General features: G+C 70.3%; 16 protein-coding genes and 1 pseudogene. 6 read left to right on the top strand and 11 right to left on the bottom strand.

Annotated features, from left to right (window positions below; translation table 11 throughout):
- Positions 1–44: 44 nt before the first annotated feature.
- The gene (locus tag ACFYOY_RS43895; RefSeq protein WP_388593443.1) at positions 45–1,997 is read right to left on the bottom strand and encodes an FAD-dependent oxidoreductase; all 1,953 of its coding nucleotides are present in this window, start codon (positions 1,995–1,997) and stop codon (positions 45–47) included.
- A 337-nt stretch (positions 1,998–2,334) separates the two neighbouring features.
- Here ACFYOY_RS43895 and icmF point away from each other — a divergent pair, with 337 nt between their 5' ends.
- From icmF to ACFYOY_RS43880, 3 genes are all read left to right on the top strand, one after another.
- A complete protein-coding gene (icmF, locus tag ACFYOY_RS43890) occupies positions 2,335–5,565 on the top strand; it encodes a fused isobutyryl-CoA mutase/GTPase IcmF (protein ID WP_351887321.1) in 3,231 nt (1,076 codons plus the stop codon).
- A gap of 41 nt (positions 5,566–5,606) precedes the next feature.
- A complete protein-coding gene (locus ACFYOY_RS43885; RefSeq protein WP_388593440.1) occupies positions 5,607–6,467 on the top strand; it encodes a 3-hydroxybutyryl-CoA dehydrogenase in 861 nt (286 codons plus the stop codon).
- A gap of 387 nt (positions 6,468–6,854) precedes the next feature.
- A complete protein-coding gene (locus ACFYOY_RS43880; protein ID WP_351887326.1) occupies positions 6,855–7,970 on the top strand; it encodes a Xaa-Pro peptidase family protein in 1,116 nt (371 codons plus the stop codon).
- Positions 7,971–8,387: 417 nt separating this feature from the next.
- On the opposite strand, the gene ACFYOY_RS43875 is transcribed toward ACFYOY_RS43880, so the two are convergent.
- A complete protein-coding gene (locus ACFYOY_RS43875) occupies positions 8,388–9,227 on the bottom strand; it encodes an enoyl-CoA hydratase/isomerase family protein (RefSeq protein ID WP_351887329.1) in 840 nt (279 codons plus the stop codon).
- 106 nt (positions 9,228–9,333) lie between these two features.
- Here ACFYOY_RS43875 and ACFYOY_RS43870 point away from each other — a divergent pair, with 106 nt between their 5' ends.
- Positions 9,334–9,705 (top strand): helix-turn-helix domain-containing protein, encoded by a 372-nt coding sequence (locus ACFYOY_RS43870; protein WP_351888002.1) that lies wholly within the window; start codon positions 9,334–9,336, stop codon positions 9,703–9,705.
- Between the two features lie 86 nt (positions 9,706–9,791).
- Positions 9,792–10,376 (top strand): GNAT family N-acetyltransferase, encoded by a 585-nt coding sequence (locus ACFYOY_RS43865; protein ID WP_388593436.1) that lies wholly within the window; start codon positions 9,792–9,794, stop codon positions 10,374–10,376.
- Between the two features lie 183 nt (positions 10,377–10,559).
- Here the strand turns inward: ACFYOY_RS43865 and ACFYOY_RS43860 are convergent.
- A pseudogene (locus tag ACFYOY_RS43860) lies at positions 10,560–10,883 on the bottom strand (serine hydrolase); the annotation flags it as partial.
- 227 nt (positions 10,884–11,110) lie between these two features.
- On the opposite strand from ACFYOY_RS43860, the gene ACFYOY_RS43855 reads away from it, so the two are divergent.
- Positions 11,111–11,980, top strand: coding sequence for an LLM class F420-dependent oxidoreductase (locus ACFYOY_RS43855; protein ID WP_388593434.1), 870 nt, complete (start codon positions 11,111–11,113; stop codon positions 11,978–11,980).
- Positions 11,981–12,130: 150 nt separating this feature from the next.
- Here ACFYOY_RS43855 and ACFYOY_RS43850 read toward each other — a convergent pair whose 3' ends face one another.
- From ACFYOY_RS43850 to ACFYOY_RS43815, 8 genes are all read right to left on the bottom strand, one after another.
- The gene (locus ACFYOY_RS43850) at positions 12,131–13,024 is read right to left on the bottom strand and encodes an NAD-dependent protein deacetylase (protein ID WP_388593431.1); all 894 of its coding nucleotides are present in this window, start codon (positions 13,022–13,024) and stop codon (positions 12,131–12,133) included.
- A 120-nt stretch (positions 13,025–13,144) separates the two neighbouring features.
- Positions 13,145–13,888 carry a hypothetical protein gene (locus ACFYOY_RS43845; protein WP_351887337.1) on the bottom strand — a complete coding sequence of 248 codons (744 nt, stop codon included), beginning with the start codon at positions 13,886–13,888 and terminating at the stop codon, positions 13,145–13,147.
- A gap of 313 nt (positions 13,889–14,201) precedes the next feature.
- Entirely contained in the window at positions 14,202–16,424 is a 2,223-nt protein-coding gene (locus ACFYOY_RS43840; protein ID WP_388593427.1) for a M20/M25/M40 family metallo-hydrolase, read from the bottom strand.
- A complete protein-coding gene (locus ACFYOY_RS43835) occupies positions 16,424–17,293 on the bottom strand; it encodes an SDR family oxidoreductase (RefSeq protein WP_351887343.1) in 870 nt (289 codons plus the stop codon). The genes ACFYOY_RS43840 and ACFYOY_RS43835 overlap by 1 nt, the downstream gene beginning before the upstream one ends.
- Positions 17,293–18,621 carry an MFS transporter gene (locus ACFYOY_RS43830; protein ID WP_351887346.1) on the bottom strand — a complete coding sequence of 443 codons (1,329 nt, stop codon included), beginning with the start codon at positions 18,619–18,621 and terminating at the stop codon, positions 17,293–17,295. The genes ACFYOY_RS43835 and ACFYOY_RS43830 overlap by 1 nt, the downstream gene beginning before the upstream one ends.
- Entirely contained in the window at positions 18,618–19,574 is a 957-nt protein-coding gene (locus ACFYOY_RS43825) for a polysaccharide deacetylase (RefSeq protein ID WP_351887349.1), read from the bottom strand. The genes ACFYOY_RS43830 and ACFYOY_RS43825 overlap by 4 nt, the downstream gene beginning before the upstream one ends.
- A 91-nt stretch (positions 19,575–19,665) precedes the next feature.
- A complete protein-coding gene (locus tag ACFYOY_RS43820; protein ID WP_351887352.1) occupies positions 19,666–20,673 on the bottom strand; it encodes an Lrp/AsnC family transcriptional regulator in 1,008 nt (335 codons plus the stop codon).
- Positions 20,674–20,913: 240 nt separating this feature from the next.
- Positions 20,914–21,828: a LysR family transcriptional regulator gene (locus tag ACFYOY_RS43815; protein ID WP_351887355.1), complete on the bottom strand. Its 915-nt coding sequence runs from the start codon at positions 21,826–21,828 to the stop codon at positions 20,914–20,916.
- Positions 21,829–22,117: the final 289 nt, after the last annotated feature.

The raw sequence follows: 22,117 nt of genomic DNA, 5'->3' as shown, positions 1-22,117 counted from the left end.
TGATCGCGCCGGTACCGATCGCGAGGGGGTCCGGGAGCGTCTCCCTACGGCATGGGCGTCATGCCGTGTCGTAGCGCAGAGGCGATGCTCACGGCGGCTTCCCGGCCCTCGGCGATCGCGTGCGCGACACGTCGCGGAACCACGGCGTCGCCGACTGTCAGTACCAGGGGGTTGGTGCAGTCCGGGGCGGCGTGTGGGCGGCGTTCCCCCACGACGACGACCTGGTCCGCGGGCACGGTGGTCATCCCTCCGGAGGTGTGGTGAGCGACGGCGACTCCCTCGGGGCCGATGCCGGTTGCCGTGCACAGCGGCATGATGTCCAGTTCGCAGGTGCCTGCCAGCCGCTGCAGCAGTTGGACGCGGCTCTCGGGTGGGATGGCTCCGGCGAAGGCCGTTCCCGGGGTGACGAAGGTGATGCGGGGAACTCCCGCGGCCACGGCCAGTTCCACGGCATCGCATCCCGGCCACCAGCCGAATCCATCGTCGGCCACCAGCACATGGCCGGCACCGGCCAAGGACGCAACTCCCCGCGCCAGCGCGGCCGACGACCCCACGGCCCCGGCCTCGATCAGCGGTGACGTCTCCGCCGCGCCCGTAGCCAGCACCACGGCGTCGAATGCGTCGAGTTCACCGCCCGGCTCCACGGTCCGCCTCAGACGTACCTCGACGCCCTCGGCGGACAGCATCCGTTTGTAGAAGCCGACCAGCGCGGCCCAACCGGCGCGGTGGGGTGCCAGAGCCGCCGTGGACAGCTGTCCGCCCAGCCGGTCGGCGGCCTCGAAGAGGACGACATCCGCCATCTTGGCGCGGGCGAGACTCAGCGCGCATTCCAGTCCCGCGGGTCCCGCCCCCACGACGGCCACGCGCTGTCCGGTGAGGCGTGGCGGGTCCCACGCGCGCACCAGCGGTGCGGCGGGGCGACGCGGTTCGCCGGGCGGTCCGAGGTCCGGGTTGACCACGCACAGCAGCACCGGGTCGAACGTCCGGCAGTCCTCGTTGCAGGCCACGCAGGGCCGGACCTCCGTCTCACGTCCCGTGAGCACCTTGCGCGGCAGGTCCGGGTCGGCGATGAGGGCGCGCGCCATCCCGACCAGGTCGGCTCCGGCCGCCAGGGCGTCACCGATCGCGGCCGTGGTACGGAAGGCGTGGGAGGCCACAAGCGGCCGGGTGATGAGCGACCGCAGACGTGCCAGGTCGTCCAGCACCGGAGGGCGCTCGGTGGCCATGTCCCGGACGTATGTGGTGCGTACGCCGACGGTGACGTTGACGTAGTCGACCAACGGGTCGACGGCGGGCAGCAGTTCGGCCAGCTCGTCCGGGCTCAGTGCCACGTCCTCCGACGCGTCGACGCTGAGCCGGACGCCCAGCAGTGCGGCGGTGGACAGTCCGCGTATCGCGGCGATCACACGTTCCAGCACCTCGAGCCCGTCACGGCGGGGGTTCGTGCGAGGCGAGAGGAATTGCTCCAGCAGGTAGCCGTGGGCGGCGTGGAGTTCGATCCCGTCGAACCCGGCCTCCAGGGCATGGGCGGACGATACGCGGAACGCCTCCACCACATCGTCGATCTCGCTGCCGAGCAGAGCGCGCGGCGCTGTCGGCTCGCGGGGAGAACGTACGGCCGAGGGGGCGGCCGGTGCGTAGTACGACTGCGCGCCGAGGGTCTCCCGGCCAAGATGGACAAGCTGGCAGACGGCAACCGCGCCCTCGGCGTGCATGGCGTCCACCCGCGCTCGCAGCGGCTCGACCGCCTCCGGGCGATGGAGCTGAAGGATGTTGCCCTGCCGCGGCGCGGACTCCGGCGCCACCGTCGTGCCGCCGCAGATCAGCAGCGCCGCGCCACCGGCCGCCAGTCGGCCCCAGTACTCGGCGTCGCCGCTGAGCGGTAGCCCGTCCCGTACGAAACCGCTGGCGTGGGCGGTGGCGACCAGCCGGTTCCGCAGGGTCAGCGAGCCGACGGGCAGCGGTGCGGCGGCGGCCGGAAGGTGTGATGCGATCACGGCGCCTCACTTCTGAGGAAAGGGCCATGCGAGCACGTTCCGTGAAGGGCGCATGGTTGAACCTAATCGAGTTCAAAGTTAAATGTGGTCCGGGGGTGTCGTCAATCATAAGCCTCAAGGTCGCGGGGTGATTGACGATGTGACGCACCGCATCTAACGTTCAAATTGAAGTCGATTCACTTACTGCTGTGACCGGCTCGCCTCGCGACGTCCTGGCGGTGCGGGGTCACTCGCACCGCTTCTGTGCTCCTCTTCACACTGTCCCCGCCTCCAGTAAATTACTAGGACGTCCTACTATCTCTTCAGTCAGCGCCCTGACCTGTCTGGGAAGGCCCTCATGAGCGATCTGCACCGTCCTGCGCACCCCGTCCGCCTGGTCACCGCCTCGGCGCTGTTCGACGGGCACGACGCGTCGATCAACATCATGCGACGGATCTTCCAGTCCCAGGGCGCGGAGGTGATCCACCTCGGTCACAACCGGTCGGTGCGGGAGGTCGTGGACGCGGCGCTGGAGGAGGACGCACACGGTGTCGCGGTCTCGTCCTACCAGGGCGGTCACGTGGAGTACTTCGAGTACCTGGTGGAGTCGCTGCGTGCGCAGGGAGCGGAGCACGTCCGTGTGGTGGGCGGTGGTGGCGGCGTCATCGTGCCCGAGGAGATCGACCGGCTGCGCGACAGCGGAGTGACCATCTTCTCCCCGGAGGACGGGCAGCGGATGGGCCTCGCCGGGATGATCAATTCGGTGATAAGGGACTGCGACTTCGACCTGTGGGACGGCAGGCCGGCCGACACCGCCGCCGTACTCGCCGGCGACCGGTTCGCGATCGCCCGCGCCATCACCGGCGCCGAACTCGGCAAGCTGCCCCCGGACTTCCTGGAACAGCTGCGTGCCGCCGCGGCGGCACGGGTCACGCCGGTGCTCGGCATCACCGGTACCGGCGGCTCGGGTAAATCGTCGCTCACCGACGAGTTGGTGCGCCGGTTCCGCGTCGACCAGCAGGACAAGCTGCGGGTCGCGGTGATCGCGGTCGACCCGACCCGCCGTCGTGGTGGCGGTGCGCTGCTCGGTGACCGGATCCGGATGAACTCCCTGGACGGGAACCGGGTGTTCTTCCGGAGTCTGGCCACGCGCAACAGCCGTGAGCTGCCGGAGCACCTGGCGGACGTGATCGACGTGGTGAAGGCCGCCGGGTTCGACCTGGTGATCGTGGAGACGCCGGGCATCGGCCAGGGCGACGCGGCGATCGTGCCGTTCGTCGACACCTCGATGTATGTGATGACGCCCGAGTTCGGCGCCGCCTCGCAGCTGGAGAAGATCGACATGCTCGACTTCGCCGACGTCGTGGCGATCAACAAGTTCGAGCGGCGCGGCGCCAAGGACGCGCTGCGTGACGTGGGCCGTCAACTGGTCCGCAACCGCGAGGCGTTCGGCATGCGGCCCGAGGACATGCCGGTGTACGGCTCCTCGGCGGCCACGTTCAACGACGACGGTGTCACCGCGCTGTACCAGCATCTGAAGGGCACCCTGGCCGAGAAGGGGCTGCCGCTGTCCGAGGGCAGGCTGGCGCCCGTCGATGTGCGTCACTCCTCCGGCATCCGGCAGGTGGTTCCCGCGGAGAGGGTGCGCTACCTCGCCGAGATCAGCGAGCTGGTCCGCGGGTACCACGCCGAGACCGACCGGCTGGCCGAGTCGGCCCGGCGGGTGCAGCGCCTGGAGGCGGTCGAGGGCGAACTCGTCCAGGTCGGCTCCGACGCCGGGAATGTGCGGTCGCTGCTCGAGGACGCCCGCCGGAAACTCCCGCACGAGGTCACGGAACAGATCGGGAACTGGCCCGCCGTCGTGGCCTCCTACTCCGGCGACGAGCAGATCGTGAAAATACGGGACCGGGAGATCCGCACCACGCTCACCCGGGAGTCCCTGTCCGGCAACAAGATCCCCCGGGTCGCTCTGCCCCGTTTCACCGACCACGGGGAACTGGTGCGGTTCTGGCGACGGGAGAACTTGCCCGGCCACTTCCCGTTCACCGCCGGGGTGTTCCCCTTCAAGCGTGACGGCGAGGACCCGGCGCGGATGTTCGCGGGCGAGGGCGACCCGTTCCGTACCAACCGGCGCTTCAAGCTGCTGTCCGAGGGCCAGCCGGCCACCCGGCTGTCCACTGCGTTCGACTCCGTCACCCTCTACGGCCGTGACCCGGACGAACGCCCGGACAACTACGGCAAGGTCGGCACCTCCGGAGTGTCGGTGGCGACCCTGGAGGACATGAAGGCGCTCTTCGACGGCTTCGACCTGGTGGCGCAGACGACCTCGGTCTCCATGACGATCAACGGACCGGCGCCGGCCATCCTGGCGTTCTTTCTCAACACCACCATCGACCAGCAGATCGAGAGGTTCCGTACCGCCGAGGGCCGCGACCCGTCGCCCGAGGAGACGGCCGAACTGCGTGCGCACGCGCTGGGATCCGTGCGCGGCACGGTGCAGGCCGACATCCTCAAGGAGGACCAGGGTCAGAACACCTGCCTGTTCTCCACCGAGTTCTCCCTGCGGATGATGGCCGACATCCAGGAGTGGTTCATCGCCAACAAGGTCCGCAACTTCTACTCGGTGTCCATCTCCGGCTATCACATCGCCGAAGCCGGCGCGAATCCCATCAGCCAGCTGGCCTTCACCCTGGCCAATGGCTTCACCTACGTCGAGTCCTACCTCGCCCGGGGCATGCACATCGACGACTTCTCCCCGAACCTGTCGTTCTTCTTCTCCAATGGCATGGACCCCGAGTACTCCGTCCTCGGCCGGGTCGCCCGCCGCATCTGGGCCGTGGCCATGAAGGAGAAGTACGGCGCGAATGAGCGCAGCCAGAAGCTGAAGTACCACGTCCAGACCTCCGGCCGCTCGCTGCACGCCCAGGAGATGGACTTCAACGACATCCGCACCACTCTGCAGGCGCTCATCGCGATCTACGACAACTGCAACAGCCTGCACACCAACGCCTACGACGAGGCGGTCACCACCCCCACCGAGGACTCGGTCCGCCGGGCCCTCGCCATCCAGCTGATCATCAACCGCGAGTGGGGTCTGGCGATGAACGAGAACCCCCTGCAGGGGTCCTTCATCATCGACGAGCTCACCGACCTGGTGGAGGAGGCCGTCCTCGAGGAGTTCGAGCGGATCAGCGAGCGCGGCGGCGTGCTCGGGGCGATGGAGACCGGCTACCAGCGCGGCCGTATCCAGGACGAGTCGATGCTGTATGAGCAGCGCAAGCACGACGGCACCCTGCCGATCATCGGCGTCAACACCTTCCGCAACCCGCACGCGGACACCGCCGAGCCCGACGCCATCGAACTGGCCCGCGCCACCGAGGAGGAGAAGCAGTCCCAGCTGGCGCGGGTGCGGGATTTCCAGGGCCGCCACCACGAGACGGCCCACGCCGCACTGGATGCCCTCAAGGACGCGGCGGTGAGCGACCGTAACGTCTTCGCCGTCCTCATGGACGCCGCCCGGGTCTGCTCGCTGCAGCAGATCACCGACGCCTTCTTCGAGGTCGGCGGCCAGTACCGCCGCAACGTCTGACCGGCCCCGGCACACCCCCAACTCACCGGAGAGAACCTCAGATGGATCCCGTTACCCGTCTCGGCGTCGTCGGCTGCGGCCTCATGGGCTCCGGCGTCGCCGAAGTCGCTGCCCGCCAGGGCATCGATGTCCGTGTCGCCGAAGCCACCCCGGACGCCGTCGAAGCGGGCCGCCGTCGTCTGACCGGCTCCCTCGACAGGGGCGTACGGCGGGGCAAGCTGAGCGAGGAGCAGCGGGACCAGGCCCTCGCCCGGCTCTCCTTCACCCACGACCTCGGTGAGCTGTCCGACCGCCAGTTCGTCATCGAGGCCGTCGCCGAGAACCGCGACATCAAGACCGATGTCCTGCGCGCCCTGGACAAGGTCGTGGAAGACCCGGCGGCGATCCTGGCCACCAACACCTCCTCGATTCCCATCGTCGACCTCGCCGTCGCCACGGAACGGCCCGCCCAGCTCATCGGCATGCACTTCTTCAACCCCGTGCCCGTGCAACAGCTGGTCGAGGTCATCCCCGCGCTGACCACCAGCCAGGAGACCGTGCGGCGCACCCACGGCATCGCCCAGCAGCTCGGCAAGCAGGCCATCCAGGCACCCGACCGCTCCGGCTTCGTCGTCAACGCACTCCTGGTGCCCTACCTGCTCAGCGCGGTGCGCATGGTGGAATCGGGCGCCGCACGCCCGGAGGACATCGACCAGGGCATGGAACTCGGCTGCGCCCACCCCATGGGGCCGCTCCGCCTGCTCGACCTCATCGGCCTCGAGACCATCCAGGCGGTGGCCGAGTCGATGTACGAGGAGTTCAAGGAGCCCCTGTACGCGCCGCCCGCCCTGCTGCGCCGCATGGTCGCGGCAGGCCACCTCGGCCGCAAGAGCGGTCGTGGCTTCTACACCTACGGTGACTGAGACCCCTGGATGACGAGGAGTCGCGGTCGGTTTTCCCGCCGTCCGTCTCGACGTCGTGCGGATCGACACACGGCATGTGCGGCGGACGTCATCACCGATCTGCGTGAGCGCATGACCGACTACGAACCCTATGTGGACGAATCTGCGCTCTGGGGCGAGATCTTCGAGGATCTGGGCTAGAGCGGACCCGGCTCCTTGTCGGTCGGGCGGTAGTGCCGAGCGAACCGGCTCAGGCGGCTGGACCTGGCGCAGACATAGCGTCCCGTGCCTTTGGGGTTGCCGCTGTGCTGCATGCTGTGGAGGCTGAGGCTGAAGGGGCCCCAGCCGGTCGAGGACGATCTGGCCCGCTGCCTCGGCCCGGCCCGACACCAGGATGGAGAACTCCCTGTGATCCCCACCGATCTCTACCCCGCCGACCGTCTGGAGCGCGCCCGGGAGGCCACTGCCGGCGCGGGCCTGGGCGCGCTGCTGATCAGTCCCGGCGCCGACCTGCGCTATCTGACGGGTTACCACGCCCTGCCCCTGGAGCGGCTCACCTGCCTGGTGCTCCCCGTGGACGGCGAGCCCTTCCTCCTGGTGCCGGAGCTGGAACGGTCCGCTGCGCTCGCGTCCCCGGCCGGGAACCTCGGCATCGAGATCACCGGATGGGCCGAGACCGAGGACCCGTATGCCCTCATCGCGGCCAGGCTGCCCGCCGGTATGGCCCGGGTCGGCGTCGACAACCACATGTGGGCCGAGAAGACGATCGCCTTCCACGCCGTGCTGCCCGACACCGAGCAGGCACTCGCCGGAGAGGTGCTCGGCCGGTTGCGGATCCGCAAGACCCAGGCCGAGGTCGAGGCGCTGCGCCGGGCGGGCGCGGCCATCGACCGGGTGCACGCCCGCATGGGCGAGTGGCTGCGCGCCGGGCGCACCGAACGCGAGGTGGGCCGGGACATCGCGGAAGCCATCACGGCCGAAGGCCATGTGCGGACCGACTTCGTCATCGTCGGCTCCGGACCCCACAGCGCCAGTCCCCACCATGAGCTGTCGGACCGGGTGATCCTGCCCGGTGACCCCGTGGTGGTCGACATCGGGGGGACCACCGAAGACGGCTACTGCTCCGACTCCACACGCGACTACGTCGTCGGTGAACCGCCGGCGGAGTACCGGCGGCTGTACGAGGTGCTGCTGACCGCCCAGCGCGCCCAGACCGACGCGGTGCGGCCCGGTATCACCGCCGAGCAACTGGACGCGATCGGCCGGGACGTCATCACGGACGCGGGCTTCGGGCCGCACTTCATCCACCGCACCGGTCACGGCATCGGGCTGGACACCCACGAGGAGCCCTACATCGTGGCGGGCTCCGCCCTGCCGCTGGAGCCCGGCATGGCCTTCTCCGTCGAACCGGGCATCTATCTTCCCGACCGGTTCGGAGCCCGCATCGAGGACATCGTCATCTGCACCGACGACGGCGGTGAACGACTCAACCGCACCAGCCGTGAGCTGGTCGTACTGCCATGACCGCCCGGCACGGCCGACGCTCCTGGGGCGGGGCCGGAATACCGCATGAGGCACGGAATCGCCATGGGCGTTCCCGTGGCTCATGCGGTGGCGAGGGCGAGTTCGTCCGGGTGGACGAGGGGGAGTGCCGGCCTTCTCGACGGCCTTGCTGTCAGGTGGGGGTCAGTCGTAGTCGGGGAGGGTGAGGACGTTGTACGCGGCGTTCGGCTGCTCGGGCGGGAGAGCGGAGAGCGTGCGCAGGGCGCGTTGGCGGGGCTCGGCCACGCTCGGAGCGTCTGCTCACATGCCGAAGTAGGGGTGAGGAACGGTCCGGAGTGCCTGTTCGCGAGCCCCGGTGCGCGTTGGCCGTCCTTGCCGCGAAGTGCCGGTCGCACTCGCGCCAATCCCGCTCTGAGCGGGATCCGTTTGAAGACGGACCTACTGGACCTTGTCGAAGATGGCCTCCAAGTGCCGCTCCCCGTCGCGGGTTTGTGCACCCGCGGCCAGTGCGGCCTTGGTGAGACGGGCCGCGGCGGGCCCGCCGAGGAGCTGGCCGAGAAGCGCATTCCCTCTTTCCAGGCCGTGAGCGATCGAGTCCGACGCGGCGTCGACCGCTTCGACCGCGGCGCGAGCGACACCGGGTTGCAAGGCGGCGATCCGGGCAGCGAGGGTGTCGACGACATGGTCGAGCTCGGCGTTGGGCACGGCTCGGTTCACCCATCCGTACCGTTCCGCGGTCGCCGCATCGATCAACCGCGTACCGAGGATGATCTCCAGGGCGCGTGCGCGGCCCACAAGACGGGGCAAGTATGCGGTGCCTCCCGCACCTGGGATGATCGCCCCCGCGGCCTCGGGCTGCGCCAGACCGGCGTGCTCGAGGGAAGCGAACCGCATGTCCATTGCCGACAGCAGTTCCGCACCGCCACCGCGTGCCAGCCCGCGCACCTTGGCAATCGTGATCTGCGGCAGCGACCTGACGCGTTCGTGGAGCCGCATCATCGGGTTCAAGGACTGGTCTGCCTCGGGGGCGATCGGGAGTGCCGAGAACGTCGCGGGATCGTCGGCAAACGTCATGTCGCCATGCGCGATGAAGAAGTCCGGGTCCGCGCTGTCGAAGACGATCACCCGGACGTCGTCGTTGCCGGATATCGAGGCTGCGAACCGGTCCAGGTCGAGCATGAGGGTGGCGTCCAGCAAGTTGAGCGGAGGGTGGTCGATGACGACTTGTGCCACACCGCCGGTGATGGAGACCTGGAGAGCCGAGTATTCGCCGGTCATGGAACCTGCCTTCACTGGTCGAACAAGGGAGTATCTTCTGTATACCTAGTAGGCTCGATATACTTCAACGAAACCAGGTATCGCGAAGGAGACCGGCGTGACGGGAATGGACTTCGACAGCGAGGGTCGTCGTCTGCTCGACCAGCTCTTCGACAAGTGGTCCCTGCTGGTGTTGGAGGCACTGTGCGACCGCCCCCGGCGCTTCAATGAGCTTCGCCAGCACCTGCCCGCCGTCACGCCGAAGTCCCTGACCACATGCTTGCGGCGGCTCGAGCGCAACGGGGTGATCGAACGGCTGGTCGTGTCCACGGACCCGGTGGCGATCGAATACCGCATCACTCACCTGGGCCGGAGCCTTGAGCCACCCCTGCAAGCGATGTTGAGGTGGGTCGTCGATCACCTCGACGCGGTGGAAGCCGCCCGATCCAATTATGACGAGCGACGTACGCGCAGCGGACAAACGCCCCTCACGTCGTAACACAGGCCGGCGTGGCGGCCACCGGTCAGACAGCCGTGTCCGGAGATGCTCCTCTCCTCAGTTCGTGAAGGTTCTAATGTGTCGTGGTGAACAACACCATTCTCCTCGGCAGTGAGGTCCGTCTCGTCCCGTTATCCACCGAGCATGCCGACGCGCTCTTCCCTTCCGCGTCCGACCCTGAGGTATGGCGATGGATGCCGCGGACACGTCCTGAGACCGTGACGCAGACGCGCACGATGCTGAGCCAGATGATCGCCGATCCTGCCCGGCGGTGCTTCGCGGTGCAACGTCGTGACGACGGCGCTGTGATCGGTTCGACCAGCTTGTACGACCTCGATCTGGACGAGAGCCGCGCTGAAGTCGGCGCGACCTGGTTCGACCGATCATGCTGGGGAGGCCCATACAACGCCGAGTCCAAGCTGTTGCTGTTCAGCCATGCCTTCGATGAGCTGTGCCTCGTCAGGCTCGCTCTGCGCACTGACCATCTCAATGTGCGTTCTCAACAGGCTCTGGCCCGCCTTGGCCTGGTCTATGAAGGGACCCTGCGCAGCCATATGCGGCGCCAGGACGGCACCCGCCGCGACTCCCTGTACTACAGCCTGCTCGCGGATGAGTGGCCCACCGTTCGTGACACGCTGCGGGCCAGGATCGCTGCCAAGAGGGCCGCATGAGGACCAGGGCCTGTCCTGTGAATCAGCGCAGCCAGCGCGCGATCGCGGCGATGACGACCAACGACCGGAAGTAGGCGGCCCGCTTGGCATACCGGGTGGCTAGCCCCCGGAACTGCAGAGCTTGTTGAAACACCGCTCTACCACGTTCCTGCCCTTGTGGACGGCTTGGTCGAAGGCAGGCGGGCCACTGCTCGACGGTGTCCTCCAGGGACATGCGCCCCTCGCCGACGAGTTGCAGTACGACCGTGGCGGTGAAGGTCTTGGTGGCACCGCCGATCCGGAAACTGCCGTTCCGTGGCATCGCCGCCCGGTGCCCATCTCGGCCGTCCCGGCGCGCGCGGTGTCACGTCTGTCCGGAGTCGTCACCTCGGTGAGCACGCCGACGGCCCCGGTGTGGTGGACCGTGTCCACCTGCTGTTGGAGCGGATCGGCCTGCCGCGACTTCGCCGCCGCCGGTCCGGTCGAGGCGGCGAGGACGATGCCGGTGGTCTGCGACCATCCCACCAGCGGGGAGGGGAGCGGCCTATCCGGCCGTCCCCCTGACATGCCGATGCGCTGCCCTCAGGGCAGTGGCTGGGGATGCCCCCGTAGACATGCTCAAGGCTTCCCTCAGAGGGCATCGAGGACAGCCTTCGCTCGTCCGGACGACATGCCCCGCCGCGCGCGGGCGCGGCGTGCCACGTCACCGGAGTGCGTCCGCGCCCCGCGCTTAGGGTGACGCCCGGAGGTGGAGCATGCGAGTGGGGTTGCACGCGCTCGGTATCGGTGACGGTGCCCGTCCCGAGGTGATCCGTGCGGTGGCCACAGCCGCCGAGACCCACGGCTTCGCGAGGCTCTGGTGCGGTGAGCACGCGGTGCTCGTGGACGCGCCCGCCTCTCGCTACCCCTACTCGGCGGACGGCCGGATCGCCGTGCCCGCGGACGCGGACTGGCTGGACCCGCTGCTCGCCCTGAGCTTCGCGGCGGCGGTCACCAGCCGGATCGAGCTCGCCACCGGCGTACTCCTGCTGCCTGAACACAACCCGGTGCTGGTCGCCAAACAGGCCGCCACACTCGATGTGCTCTCCGCCGGGCGGTTCAGCCTCGGGGTCGGGGTCGGCTGGTCGGCCGAGGAATTCGCGGCGCTCGGAGTCCCCTTCGCCGGGCGCGGGCGGCGCGCCGAAGACTACCTTGCCGCGATGCGCGCGCTCTGGGCGGCCGATCCGGCCTCCTACGCAGGGGAGTTCACCCGCTTCGACGCGATTCGGGTCAACCCGAAGCCGCTGCGCGGCGGCCGGCTCCCGGTCGTGGCCGGTGGCAACAGCGACGCCGCCTTGCGCCGGGCGGCCACGCTCGCCGACGGCTGGTACGGCTTCAACGTCCCGGTGGCCAATGTCCCGGCGCGTATCGCCGTTCTCGCCGACGAGTGCGCCCGCCATGGCCGCGCTTTTGACGAGCTCACGGTCGCCGTCGCGCTGAGCGACGGCACCCCGGAGCACCTCCCCGCACTCGGCGCGGCGGGCGTCACCGAACTCGTGGTCGTCGGCGCTCCTCCGCCCGCTCCCGGCGCGGCGGCCACCTGGGTCGCGGAACTCGCCCGGACGTGGATTCGCGAGGCGGAATAGCCAGGGCCGCAAAGGTGCCGGATCCGGTCGACAAGCCGCCGACATCCGACCAGCAGGCGCCCGATAGGCGACCGCCCAGCGCCGCGTCAGGTCTGATCCGCGTCAGGTCTGATCCGCGTCAGGTCTGATCCGCGTGACGCCGGATCCGCGTCAGGTCTGTGCCGCCCCTGGGATGCCCAGTCGGTCGGCCACGGTGGTGAGGGCCGGTCCCAGCGGGAGTGCGACCCGGGTGACGGCGTGCTGGTCGCCCCGGGTCGGGTCCAGGTTGACGATCAGCACCGGCTTCCCGGCCTTGGCCGCCTGGCGGACGAACCGGAGCCCGGACAGCACCGTCAGTGACGAGCCCAGGACCAGCAGTGAGGTGGCTTCGCGGACCAGCTCGCGGCAGTGCTCGACCCGCCGCGGCGGAACGGCTTCGCCGAAGAACACCACGTCCGGTTTGAGGATGCCGCCGCAGACCGTACAGGGCACCACGCGGAAGTCCCCGACCTGTGCGTCGGTGAGGTCGGCGTCACCGTCCGGGTTGATTCCGGCGGCCACCGGCGCGAAGCCCACATTGGCCTCCTCCAGTCGCCGGGCGAGTTCGCGGCGGGGGCTGGAGGCGCCGCAGGCGAGGCAGACGACCCGGTCCAGGCTTCCGTGGAGTTCCACGACGTCCTCGCTGCCGGCGGCCTGGTGCAGGCCGTCGACGTTCTGGGTGATCACACCCGAGAGCAGGCCGTGCCGCGCGAACGCGGCCACGGCCCGGTGCCCGGCGTTGGGACGGGCGCGGCCGAAGGTGCGCCAGCCGAGGTGGCTGCGGGCCCAGTACCGGCGCCGGGCCTGGGCGCCGGCGGTGAAGTCCTGGTAGGTCATCGGGGTATGCCGGCTCAGGCTCCCGCCCTCGCCCCGGTAGTCGGGGATGCCCGACTCCGTGGACATGCCGGCCCCGCTGAGCACCAGCACACCGCCGGTACTCAGCGCGTTGGCGACCGGCTCCAGGTCCGTGCTGCCCGGCGGCAGGTCCTCGACGGGGGTCCAGCTCAAAGTGGGGCGCATGCGCATGCCGCCAGGGTACGGAACAGGCCGCCACCACCCACGTCCGCCGTCGATTCCCGAGCAACGCGGCGGAACGCCTGGTGGCCCACGGTACGACCGCCGCGATACCGGACACGGTGGGAGGTCTCAGCCGCGTATGGTCACGCCGTGGCGCGTGCGCAGTCGGCGCAGCTCCCACAGGGAGAGCCCGGTCACCGAGAGCGGACCGCCGAACAGGGAGCAGAATTGAGCCCACAGCGGCCCGCCCGGCATACCGCTCCCGGTCACGTTGAAGACGGCGGTCACCCAGACGATCACCATGGTGATCACGGCCGGCAGCGCGGCGTGCACATAGGCGGTGTTGAAGGCGGAGCGCGCGACGTAGGCCGAGGCCAGGAAGAAGAACGGCAGCAGCCACAGCACGAACCAGAGCGCCGGGACGGCGGCCACGAACAGCCATACCCCGTGCAGCCCGTGCAGCAGCGTGGTGCCCAAGATCACGTACACCGAGCCGGCGAGGACGGCCACGGTCAGGACGTACCAGCCGACGGTCTTGAACGGCACGCCGAGCCGGGAGCGCAGCAACCGCCGCCGCTCCGCGGGCGCGTAGCGGATGAAGAAGGTGATCACCACCGGTCCGGCGATGATCAGCAGGACCGGGGTCAGGATGAGTTGGCCGACGCTCTCGTTGGCCTTGCCCTCCAGCCCGTCGTCCGACCCGTACATGTAGTAGAGCGCGAGCGTCGCGAGGACGCCGAGCACCGTGCGGGTGATCTGGACGCGGTCGACCACGGGATCGTGGACACGCCCGCCGCCCTCCTGGTCGAACAGTCTCCGCACGGCCCGGTGCACCGAGCGCAGCAGGGGGACGATCAAGAAGAGGAAGGGCACCCGCCGGTACCAGCGCCGGCCCCTGGGCGCCGGCCGGTAGGGCCCGGGCGGCGGGGGCGGGGGCCCGTAGGGGTTCGGTGGTGGTCCGTACGGATCCGGTGTCGGCGGCGGCCCGTACGGACCGGGCGCCGGCGGCGGTCCCCAGCGGTTTCCTCCCTGCCCGGGGTCGTTCGGCAGACCCCATCCCCCCGTTGCCATCGCGATTCCTCCTCGCCCCCGCGGCCCATGCGTTCGACCGCTCATTTTTCGCCAGTGGCCGGGGAATTGTAAGGCACGCAGGTCGATGTCCTGCCGGGTCGCTCGGGGCAGGGGGTCATTCCCTTGTCAGCGCCGCCAGCACGGTGGCGGCCAGCGCCGCACGGGTGACCATGCCCTGCACCGAGGTGTTCTCCGAGCGGGCGTGTGCGCCTGAGCCCACCGCGCCGATACCGTCCAGGACCGGTGTGCCCTGGGCCACGACGAAGTTGCCGTCGCTGGCTCCGCCGACCGACGCCTCGGGCAGGTGGTGTCCGAGCAGTGCGGCGCACCGGCGTGCCAGGTCGGCGAGTGCGGCGACCCCTTCCGTGCGTTCGAACACCGGGCGGTTCCAGCCTCCGGTGACCTCCACGCGGGTCCGTGGGTCGACGGGACGCAGAGTGGCGAGGGCGTCTCCGAGGCGCTTTTGTTCGGCGGCGGTGGCGACGCGGACGTCGATGCGGCCGACGGCGTGCCCCGCCGTGACGTTGCTGCGGGTGCCTCCCTCCACCACGCCCACGTTCAGCGAGGTGCCCGCGGCCGGGGCGCGCAGGTCCGTCAGACGCAGGATCTGGTGGGCGAGTTCGTCCACGGCGCTGGCTCCGGCGGTGGGGTCCAGACCGGCGTGGGCCTCGACGCCGGTGACCGTGACGGTGAAGAGTCCGACGCCCTTGCGGGCTGTCTTGATCGCGCCGTCGGCGGCGGCCTCGAAAACCATGGCGAGCCGGCTGTCGCGTGCCTCCTCGACGATGGCGTCGCGGGAGGCGAGGCTGCCGGTCTCCTCGTCTCCGTTGAGCATCACGGTGCAGGCCGGGCGGGGCAGATCGAGGGAGTCCAGGGCGCGCAGTGCCCAGACCGCCTGGACCAGGCCGGCCTTCATGTCGAAGACGCCGGGGCCGCTGATGTGGTCGCCGTCCCGCCGGAACGGCCAGGTGTCGAGGGTGCCGGTCGGCCAGACGGTGTCGTAGTGCCCGAGGAGAAGGACGGGACGGTGGTCCTGGGTGGTGGTGTCCCGGGCGGAGTAGCGGCGGACGAGGATGTCTCCGGCCGCCTCACGCGCGAGGGTCTCCTCGGCGTCCGGTGCGCCGAGGCGCCGGTCGAGCCAGTCGCGCAGCCAGCCGAGGCAGCTGTCCAGGGCGTCCAGGTCGTCGCTTGCGCTGCCCTGGGAGGTGTAGGCGGCGAGGTCGGCGACCATGTCCTCGCGGTGGGCGTCGAGCCACTGCCGCACCGCTTCGGCCTGTTCGGAGTCGAGCGGGAGCGAGGGTGCGGGGGGCTGAGCCAGGCGGTCCAGTTCGTCCAGCCGTGACTCCGACATGTCCTGCGCGGCACCCTCCAGTTGGCGCAGGCCGGTCACGACCGTGTGCAGCAGGGGCGTGGGCAGATCTTCGCGCGCCGCGTGCTGGAAGACCTCGGTGTAGTGCGTGGGGGCTTCCACGGGCCGGTGGCGTACCGCGAGGTCGCGCCAGATACCGCTGCGGTCCTTCGTCTGGGTGCGCAGCCATGTGGTGAGACGGTCGAAGGCGGCGTTTTGGACGGCTGGGTCCGCTCCTCGCCGGAAGGGGTGCGGCTCGAAGGCGTCGAACGCTTCCAGGGTGACGCCGAGGCGGTCGGACACGGCGAAGATCTCGCCGGTGAGTGCGGCCATGGCGGGGCGGTGCCGGTCGATGAGGTCGGCCATGGGGGCGTCCGCGAGGGCGGTGGCGGCGAGCATGGCGCCGAACCCGGCCTTGGCCCACAGGTATCCCTCGACGTTGTCGCTGGCCACGGCCGGGCCCCAGCTCTGCAGATGGGCCACCAGGTCCCGGACCCTCGGGCTGACCGGCGCGCCGTCGGGCTCGCCGATGACGAGGGCTCCGGCGCCGCCGTCCAGGATGACGCCCGGTTCGATGACGTCGGCGAAGATGTTCACGAAGGCCGCGACGGTGCGGGCGGCCCCCAGACGCTGGGCGATCAGGGACTCGTTGAAGCCGTTCTGCAGGGAGACGACATAGCCGTCCGGGGCCAGGCGGGGCGCGATCCAGTCGAGCGCGGTGCCGGTGGCCTGCGCCTTCACGGCCAGCAGGACGCGATGGAGGGTGCCGGTGAACTCGTCCGGGGTCGTGGCCGTGACCGGCACGCTCTCGCGGGTGCCGCCGCGGGCGACGACGAGTCCGTGCGTGCGGATGGCGTCCACATGGGCGCGGTCGGTGTCCACGACGGTGACCGGGTGGCCGGCCCGGGCGAGGGCGAAGGCGAGGGTGCCGCCTATCGCTCCCGCGCCGACGACGGTGTATCCGGGCCTGACCGGCTGGGCGTCGCTCATCAGGTTGTTCGTCCTTCTTCCGTGGTCGCGGTCGCGGTGGTCGTGGCTGCGGTGGTCGTGACCGCGGTGGTCGCGGTCGCCGGCACCGGGGCGGGCGGGGTGGCGCGGCTGTCGTCGGGCTGCCAGATCCGGGGCAGGTGCAGGGCGCCCGTGCTGGATCCCCCGTCCACCCGCACCACCTCGCCGGTGATCCAGGAGGCGTCGGGGCCGGTGAGCCAGCGCACCGCCCGGGCGATGTCCTGTGGCGTTCCCGGGCGGCCCAGTGGGTTGGTGCCGATGGCCTCGGCATACCGGGCGGAGACGGGGTTGCAGTCGCTGTCCACCGGGATGAAACCGGGGCTGACCGCGTTGACGCGGATGCCGTGCGTGCCCAGTTCCAGCGCGGCGGCGCGGGTGGCCATCTCCAGGGCGGCCTTCGAGCTCGCGTACGGGCCTCCGCCGGGGCGGGCGCGCAGCGCGGAGCCGGAGGAGATGTTGACGACCGCACCGGGCCGCCCATGGCGGATGGCGAGCCGGGCGAAGGCGGCGGTGGCCAGGACCGGGGCGCGCAGGTTGACGGCGAACAGCCGGTCCCAGGCCATCGCGTCCACCTCGGCCATGTCGAGGGAGGGGTAGACGCCCGCCGCGTTGACGAGGATGTCGATGGGGTCGTGCTCCGCCCAGGCCGCCTCGACGACGGCGGTGGGCGCGTCGGGGTCGGTCAGGTCCGCGGCCCGTGCCGCGGTACGGGTTCCCACCCGTGCCCCGGTCCGCTGCAGCGCGGCGAGGTCGCGGTCGACGAGGGTGAGGAGCGCGCCCTGGGCGGCGAACTCCTCGGCTATCGCCCCGCCGATGCCGCCCGCGGCGCCGGTGACGAGGACGTGGGTCATCAGCTGAACTCCTTGTCCTTGGTCTCCGGCATCGTGAGGTAGACCACGAGGGAGATCAGTGAGGCCGCCGATACGTAGATCCACAGCAGGTCGCTGTGGCCGCTCTCGTGCATCCACGTCGTCAGGTACGGCGCGGTGCCGCCGAAGAGCGCGACGGCCAGGGCGTACGGCAGGGCGATGCCGGTGGCGCGCACCTCCGGGGGGAACTGCTCGGCCATGATGACCGCGCAGTTGGCGGAGTAGCCGAGGATCAGCAGCATGCCGGCGAGCTGGACCAGGAACAGGCTGAGGAAGCTGTTGCTCAGCAGGTGCAGCAGGGGCCAGGCCAGGACGACGAAGCCGCCGGCGAACCCCGCCATGGTGGGCTTGCGTCCCAGCCGGTCCGAGACCACGCCCACGAGCGGCAGCGCGATGACGAAGACGACCAGACACAGCGTCTGGGACAGCAGCGCGGTTTTCAGCGGGATGCCGGTGGTCAGATTCGCATACGTGGGAAGGTAGTTGACCCAGATGTAGTAGGTGAGAGTGCCCGCCACCGTGATGCCGGCGACGCGCAGGGCGGCCCCGGGGTGCTCGACGAACATGGCCTTGACGGGATTGGTGCGGGTGCGCCCGGCGCCCTGCACCTGGGCGAAGGAGTCGGTGTCCGCCACCGAGACCCGCAGCCACAGGCCGACCAGCCCGAGGAGGCCGCCGAGGATGAACGCCACACGCCAGCCCCAGGAGTGCAGGGCGTCCTCGCTCAGTGCCGAGGTGGCGAGTGTGCCCAGGAGAGAGGCGACGAGCACACCGCCGGCGACCGACACCTGCTGCCAGGACCCGGCGAACGCGCGCCTGCCGCGGGCCGCCGACTCGACGAGGAACGCGGAGGACGAGCCGAACTCGCCACCGGCGGAGAAGCCCTGCACCAGCCGGGCGACCAGCAGGAGCAGCGGCGAGACGATGCCGATGGTCTCGTAGGAGGGGGTGATCGCGATGACGAAGCCGGCGGCCGCCATCAGGCCGACCGTCAGGGTCATGCCCTTCTTGCGTCCGTGGCGGTCGGCGTAGGCGCCGAGGACGGCGGCACCGACCGGGCGCATCACGAACCCGACGGCGAAGACGGCGAGCGTGGACAGCAGGGCCACCGCGCCGTCGCTCTTCGGGAAGAACTCATCGGCGATGATCTTGGCGAAGATGGAGTACAGGGCCCAGTCGACCCATTCGACGGTGTTGCCGATGGTGCCGGCGACGATGGCCTTGCGCTGGGCGCCGCTGAGCCGGGTCGTGGCGGGGGCGGCGCCGTCCTGGCGCAGGGGGCCGGTGGGCGTGGCGGATCCGGTGTTCATGGCGTGTGCTCCGGAGTGTCGGCGGCGAAGCCGGCTGTGGTCCGGCCGTGCAGCACGTCGCGGGCCGTGTCGGCGAGCTGGGCGTGCGTGGCGTACCAGACGCCGGTGTGAGCGGCGATGTGGTCGAGAAGCTCCCGCAGCGCCACCAGGCGCGAGCGGTGGCCGATGACGTGCGGGTGCAGGGTGAGCTGGAAGACGCCGCCGTCCCGGTAGGCGGCGTCGAACTCGTCGGTCCAGATCTCCCGCACGTCGCGCGGACGGCTGTGCGGGCGGGCGGACCCGTAGCGGTCCATCGTGAAGTACGGGGCGTCGTCCCGGATCCAGTCGACGGGGATCTCCACCAGGCCGGTGGGCCGGCCGTCGGCGACGATCTCGTAGGGCTCGTCGTCGGCCATGAGCGAGGAGTCGTAGGCGAAGCCCAGCTCGAGCATGATGGCGAGGGTCGAGTCCGAGAAGTCCCAGGACGGGGTGCGGATGCCGACCGGGCGGCGGCCGGTCAGCGTGGTGAGGGTGTCCAGGGCGCGCGCCGTGAGGTCCTTCTCGTCCTCACGGCCCAGCAGCATGTTGCGCTCGTGGATCCAGCCGTGGACGGCCAGCTCGTGCCCATCACGGGTGTAGGCGCGGGCCTCCTCGGGGTGGACGAGGGCGGAGACGGCCGGCATGAAGAAGGTCGCGGGGACGCCGTGGCGGGCGAGCAGGTCCAGGATCCGCGGGGAGCCGGCGCGGGCTCCGTACTCGCCCTGGGCGAGCAGACCGGGGCTGGTCCCGCCGTCGCGCAGCGGGATCGTCTCGTGGTCGGCGTCGAAGGAGAGGGCGACCGCGACGCGGGCACCGCCGGGCCAGCGGCCCGGGACCAGCCGCCTCCCGGCGCGGACCGCGTCGACGTGGCCGCGCCAGGTGTGCTCGGGCCAGCGCCAGCTCTCCGAGGGCAGGCCGAAGTCGTCTGTGGGCATGGTGATCTCCACAAGGATCGGAGCGGAAGAGGGCGGATGAGGGAATGACCGGGCCGCCGCCGGGCGGTGTGCCCGGCAGCCGGCCTGGGGCTCAGACGGTGCGGACCATCCGGTGCCAGGAGTACTTGAGGGTGGCGAGGTGCAACGTCACATCGGAGGCGATCAGCCCGGGCAGCGCCCCGATGACCTCACTGGTGTAGCGGAGCAGATCGGTGCGACGGGGCAGAACCATGTGTCCGACGAGGTTGAAACGCCCGGTCGCCGCGCACAGGAACTTGGTTCCCGGATGCCGCGCGAGCTGCCGCCCCGCGGCTTCGAGCCGGTCGGGCTCGATCGACAGCCACACCATGAACTCGGCGTCGTACCCGAGCAGGCCCGGTTCGACCAGAGTCCGGAACTGCAGGATGCCGCGGGATATGAGACGTTCCATGGCCCGTGCGACACCCGCCTCGGTGTGGCCCAGGCGCCGGGCCAGGGCGCTGATCTGGGCCCGGCCGTCCTCCTTGAGAGCCGCCGCGACCTCCTGCTCCAGACCGGTCAGCGCTTTTGGCGCCTGGTCCCAGTCGTCGCGGTCGCACGACGACGCGAGTGAAGCGGGCCGCAGGTCCGCGGCCGCCTCGGCGGGCAGCAGCCCGGTGTCCCACATCGACGCGGAGGTGAACGCACGGATGACGGCGACCGCCTCGGTGCTGGTGATCAGGTCGGCCCCGGGCAGGTCGGTGAAGAGCATCCGCATCATCTCCTCGTTGTCACGGGCAACGAAATCGACGATGAGATCGGCGGCGCCGGTGACGACGGCCAGAAAGCGCACGTCCGGGCTGACGGCGAGCTGGTCCGCGAGGTCCAGCCCGCGACCGGGCCTGGCCTGCACCCGGACGAGCATGGACGAGCCCTCCCGGGTGCGGTCCAGCTCCAGGGTGCCGACGACCCGCAGCACTCCCCGCTCGCGCAGGGCCTTGTAGCGCCGCTGGGCGGTCGTCTCGCTGGTACCCACCCAACGGGCCACCGCGCACCACGGGGCACGACCGTTGAGCTGGAGCGCCGCGATCACGCAACGGTCCAGGTCATCAATGGTGTCCACGAGGGCTTGGTGGGTCATGGGGCGGACGCTAATGAGCGCTTTTCCACTCGTCAATGAGGGAATCCTGCATCGCTCCTGGTCACAGCCGGGCGATCCGGCACCCCGGACATCACGAAGGGGTAACACCCGCAGATCTGGCGCGCCGGAACGGACGAGGCGCGGCGTGACGGATTACGTCACATGGATATGCAAAAAAGTTCACCCTCGCCGTCCTCGGCGCGCACCGGCGTGCTTCCTTCCCCTCCCCGGGCGGGGAAGTCAGTGCCTGGGCAGCAACCGCGTGGCGGCCGCGGTGATGGTCCGCGCGGCGTGGGTGAGGACGGGGATCTCGCCGGCTCCGCGGCGGGTGACGGCCATGATGCGGCGGGCCGGAGCCGGTTCACCGTGCAGCGGGAGACGCGCCACCAGCGATTCCTCGCTCAGTTGCGCCAGGCGCGGTACGAGGATGACGCCGAAGCCGTGGGCGACCAAGGCGGTTCCGGTGCCCCACTCGTCCGCGTGGTGCGCGATGTGGGGTGTGAAGCCCGCGCTCATGCAGGCGGCGAGCACCAACTGGTGGTAAGTCGTGCCCGGGTTGCCCACGATCCACGGTTCGCGCGCGGCGTCGGCCAGTGTGACCCGCCGCTGCCGGGTCAGCGGGTGGTCCCGGGGGACGACCAGGTCCAGCGGGTCGTCCAGCAGCGGCCGCTGGTCGAAGCGCTGGTCGGTCATGGGCGGTGAGTCGGCGGTGACGACGAGCAGCGCGAGGTCGGCTTCCTCCGAGAGCAGCAGGTCGAAGCAGCGGTCGGGCTCGGCCTCGATGATCCGCACCGTGAGATGGGGATGGGCGTCGCGCAGCTCGGCCGCGGCGGGCGGCAGCAGACGGCTGGCGGCGGTGGAGAACCCGCACAGGGTGACCTGCCCCGTGGGCTCGGTACCGGCGGCGGCCAGCTCGGCTCGGGCGAGCTCCCACTGCTCCTGAAGGCGCTCCGCGTGGCGCAGCAGGATGCGGGCCGCGTTCGTCAGGCGGATGCCCCGGCCGTGCTGCACCACCAGATCCGTTCCGACCTCGTCGGCGAGCCGGCGCAACTGGTAGGAGACGGCGGAGGGGGTGTAGTGCAGCGCCCGAGCCGCGGCGGTCACCGAGCCGTGCTCGGCGACCATCTGGAGGATCCGCAGCCGGGAGTCAATCATGAAAATATTTTGCACGGTGAAGCCCGGGGAATCGTTTGATTTTCCTCGGCTCTTTCCGGCCGCACACTGACTGACGTGACGGCGCGGCAGACCGTCTCGGATCGGGCGGTACGAACCGCCGTACTCCTGGTGATGGCCCTCACGGCGGGGGCCCTATCTCCCCAGCCCGCTCTACCCCGATTACCAGCGTCTCTTTGGCTACGACGACCTGGTCATGACCCTGCTCTTCGCGACGTTCGCGCTGGCCAGCGGTCCGGCGCTGCTGCTGTGCGACCAGCTGCGGACCTCG

Source organism: Streptomyces sp. NPDC007875, assembly GCF_042868035.1.
Lineage (GTDB): Bacteria > Actinomycetota > Actinomycetes > Streptomycetales > Streptomycetaceae > Streptomyces > Streptomyces antimycoticus.
The sequence above is the reverse complement of the archived record's forward strand: the minus strand, read 5'-3'. Positions and strand labels throughout refer to the sequence as shown.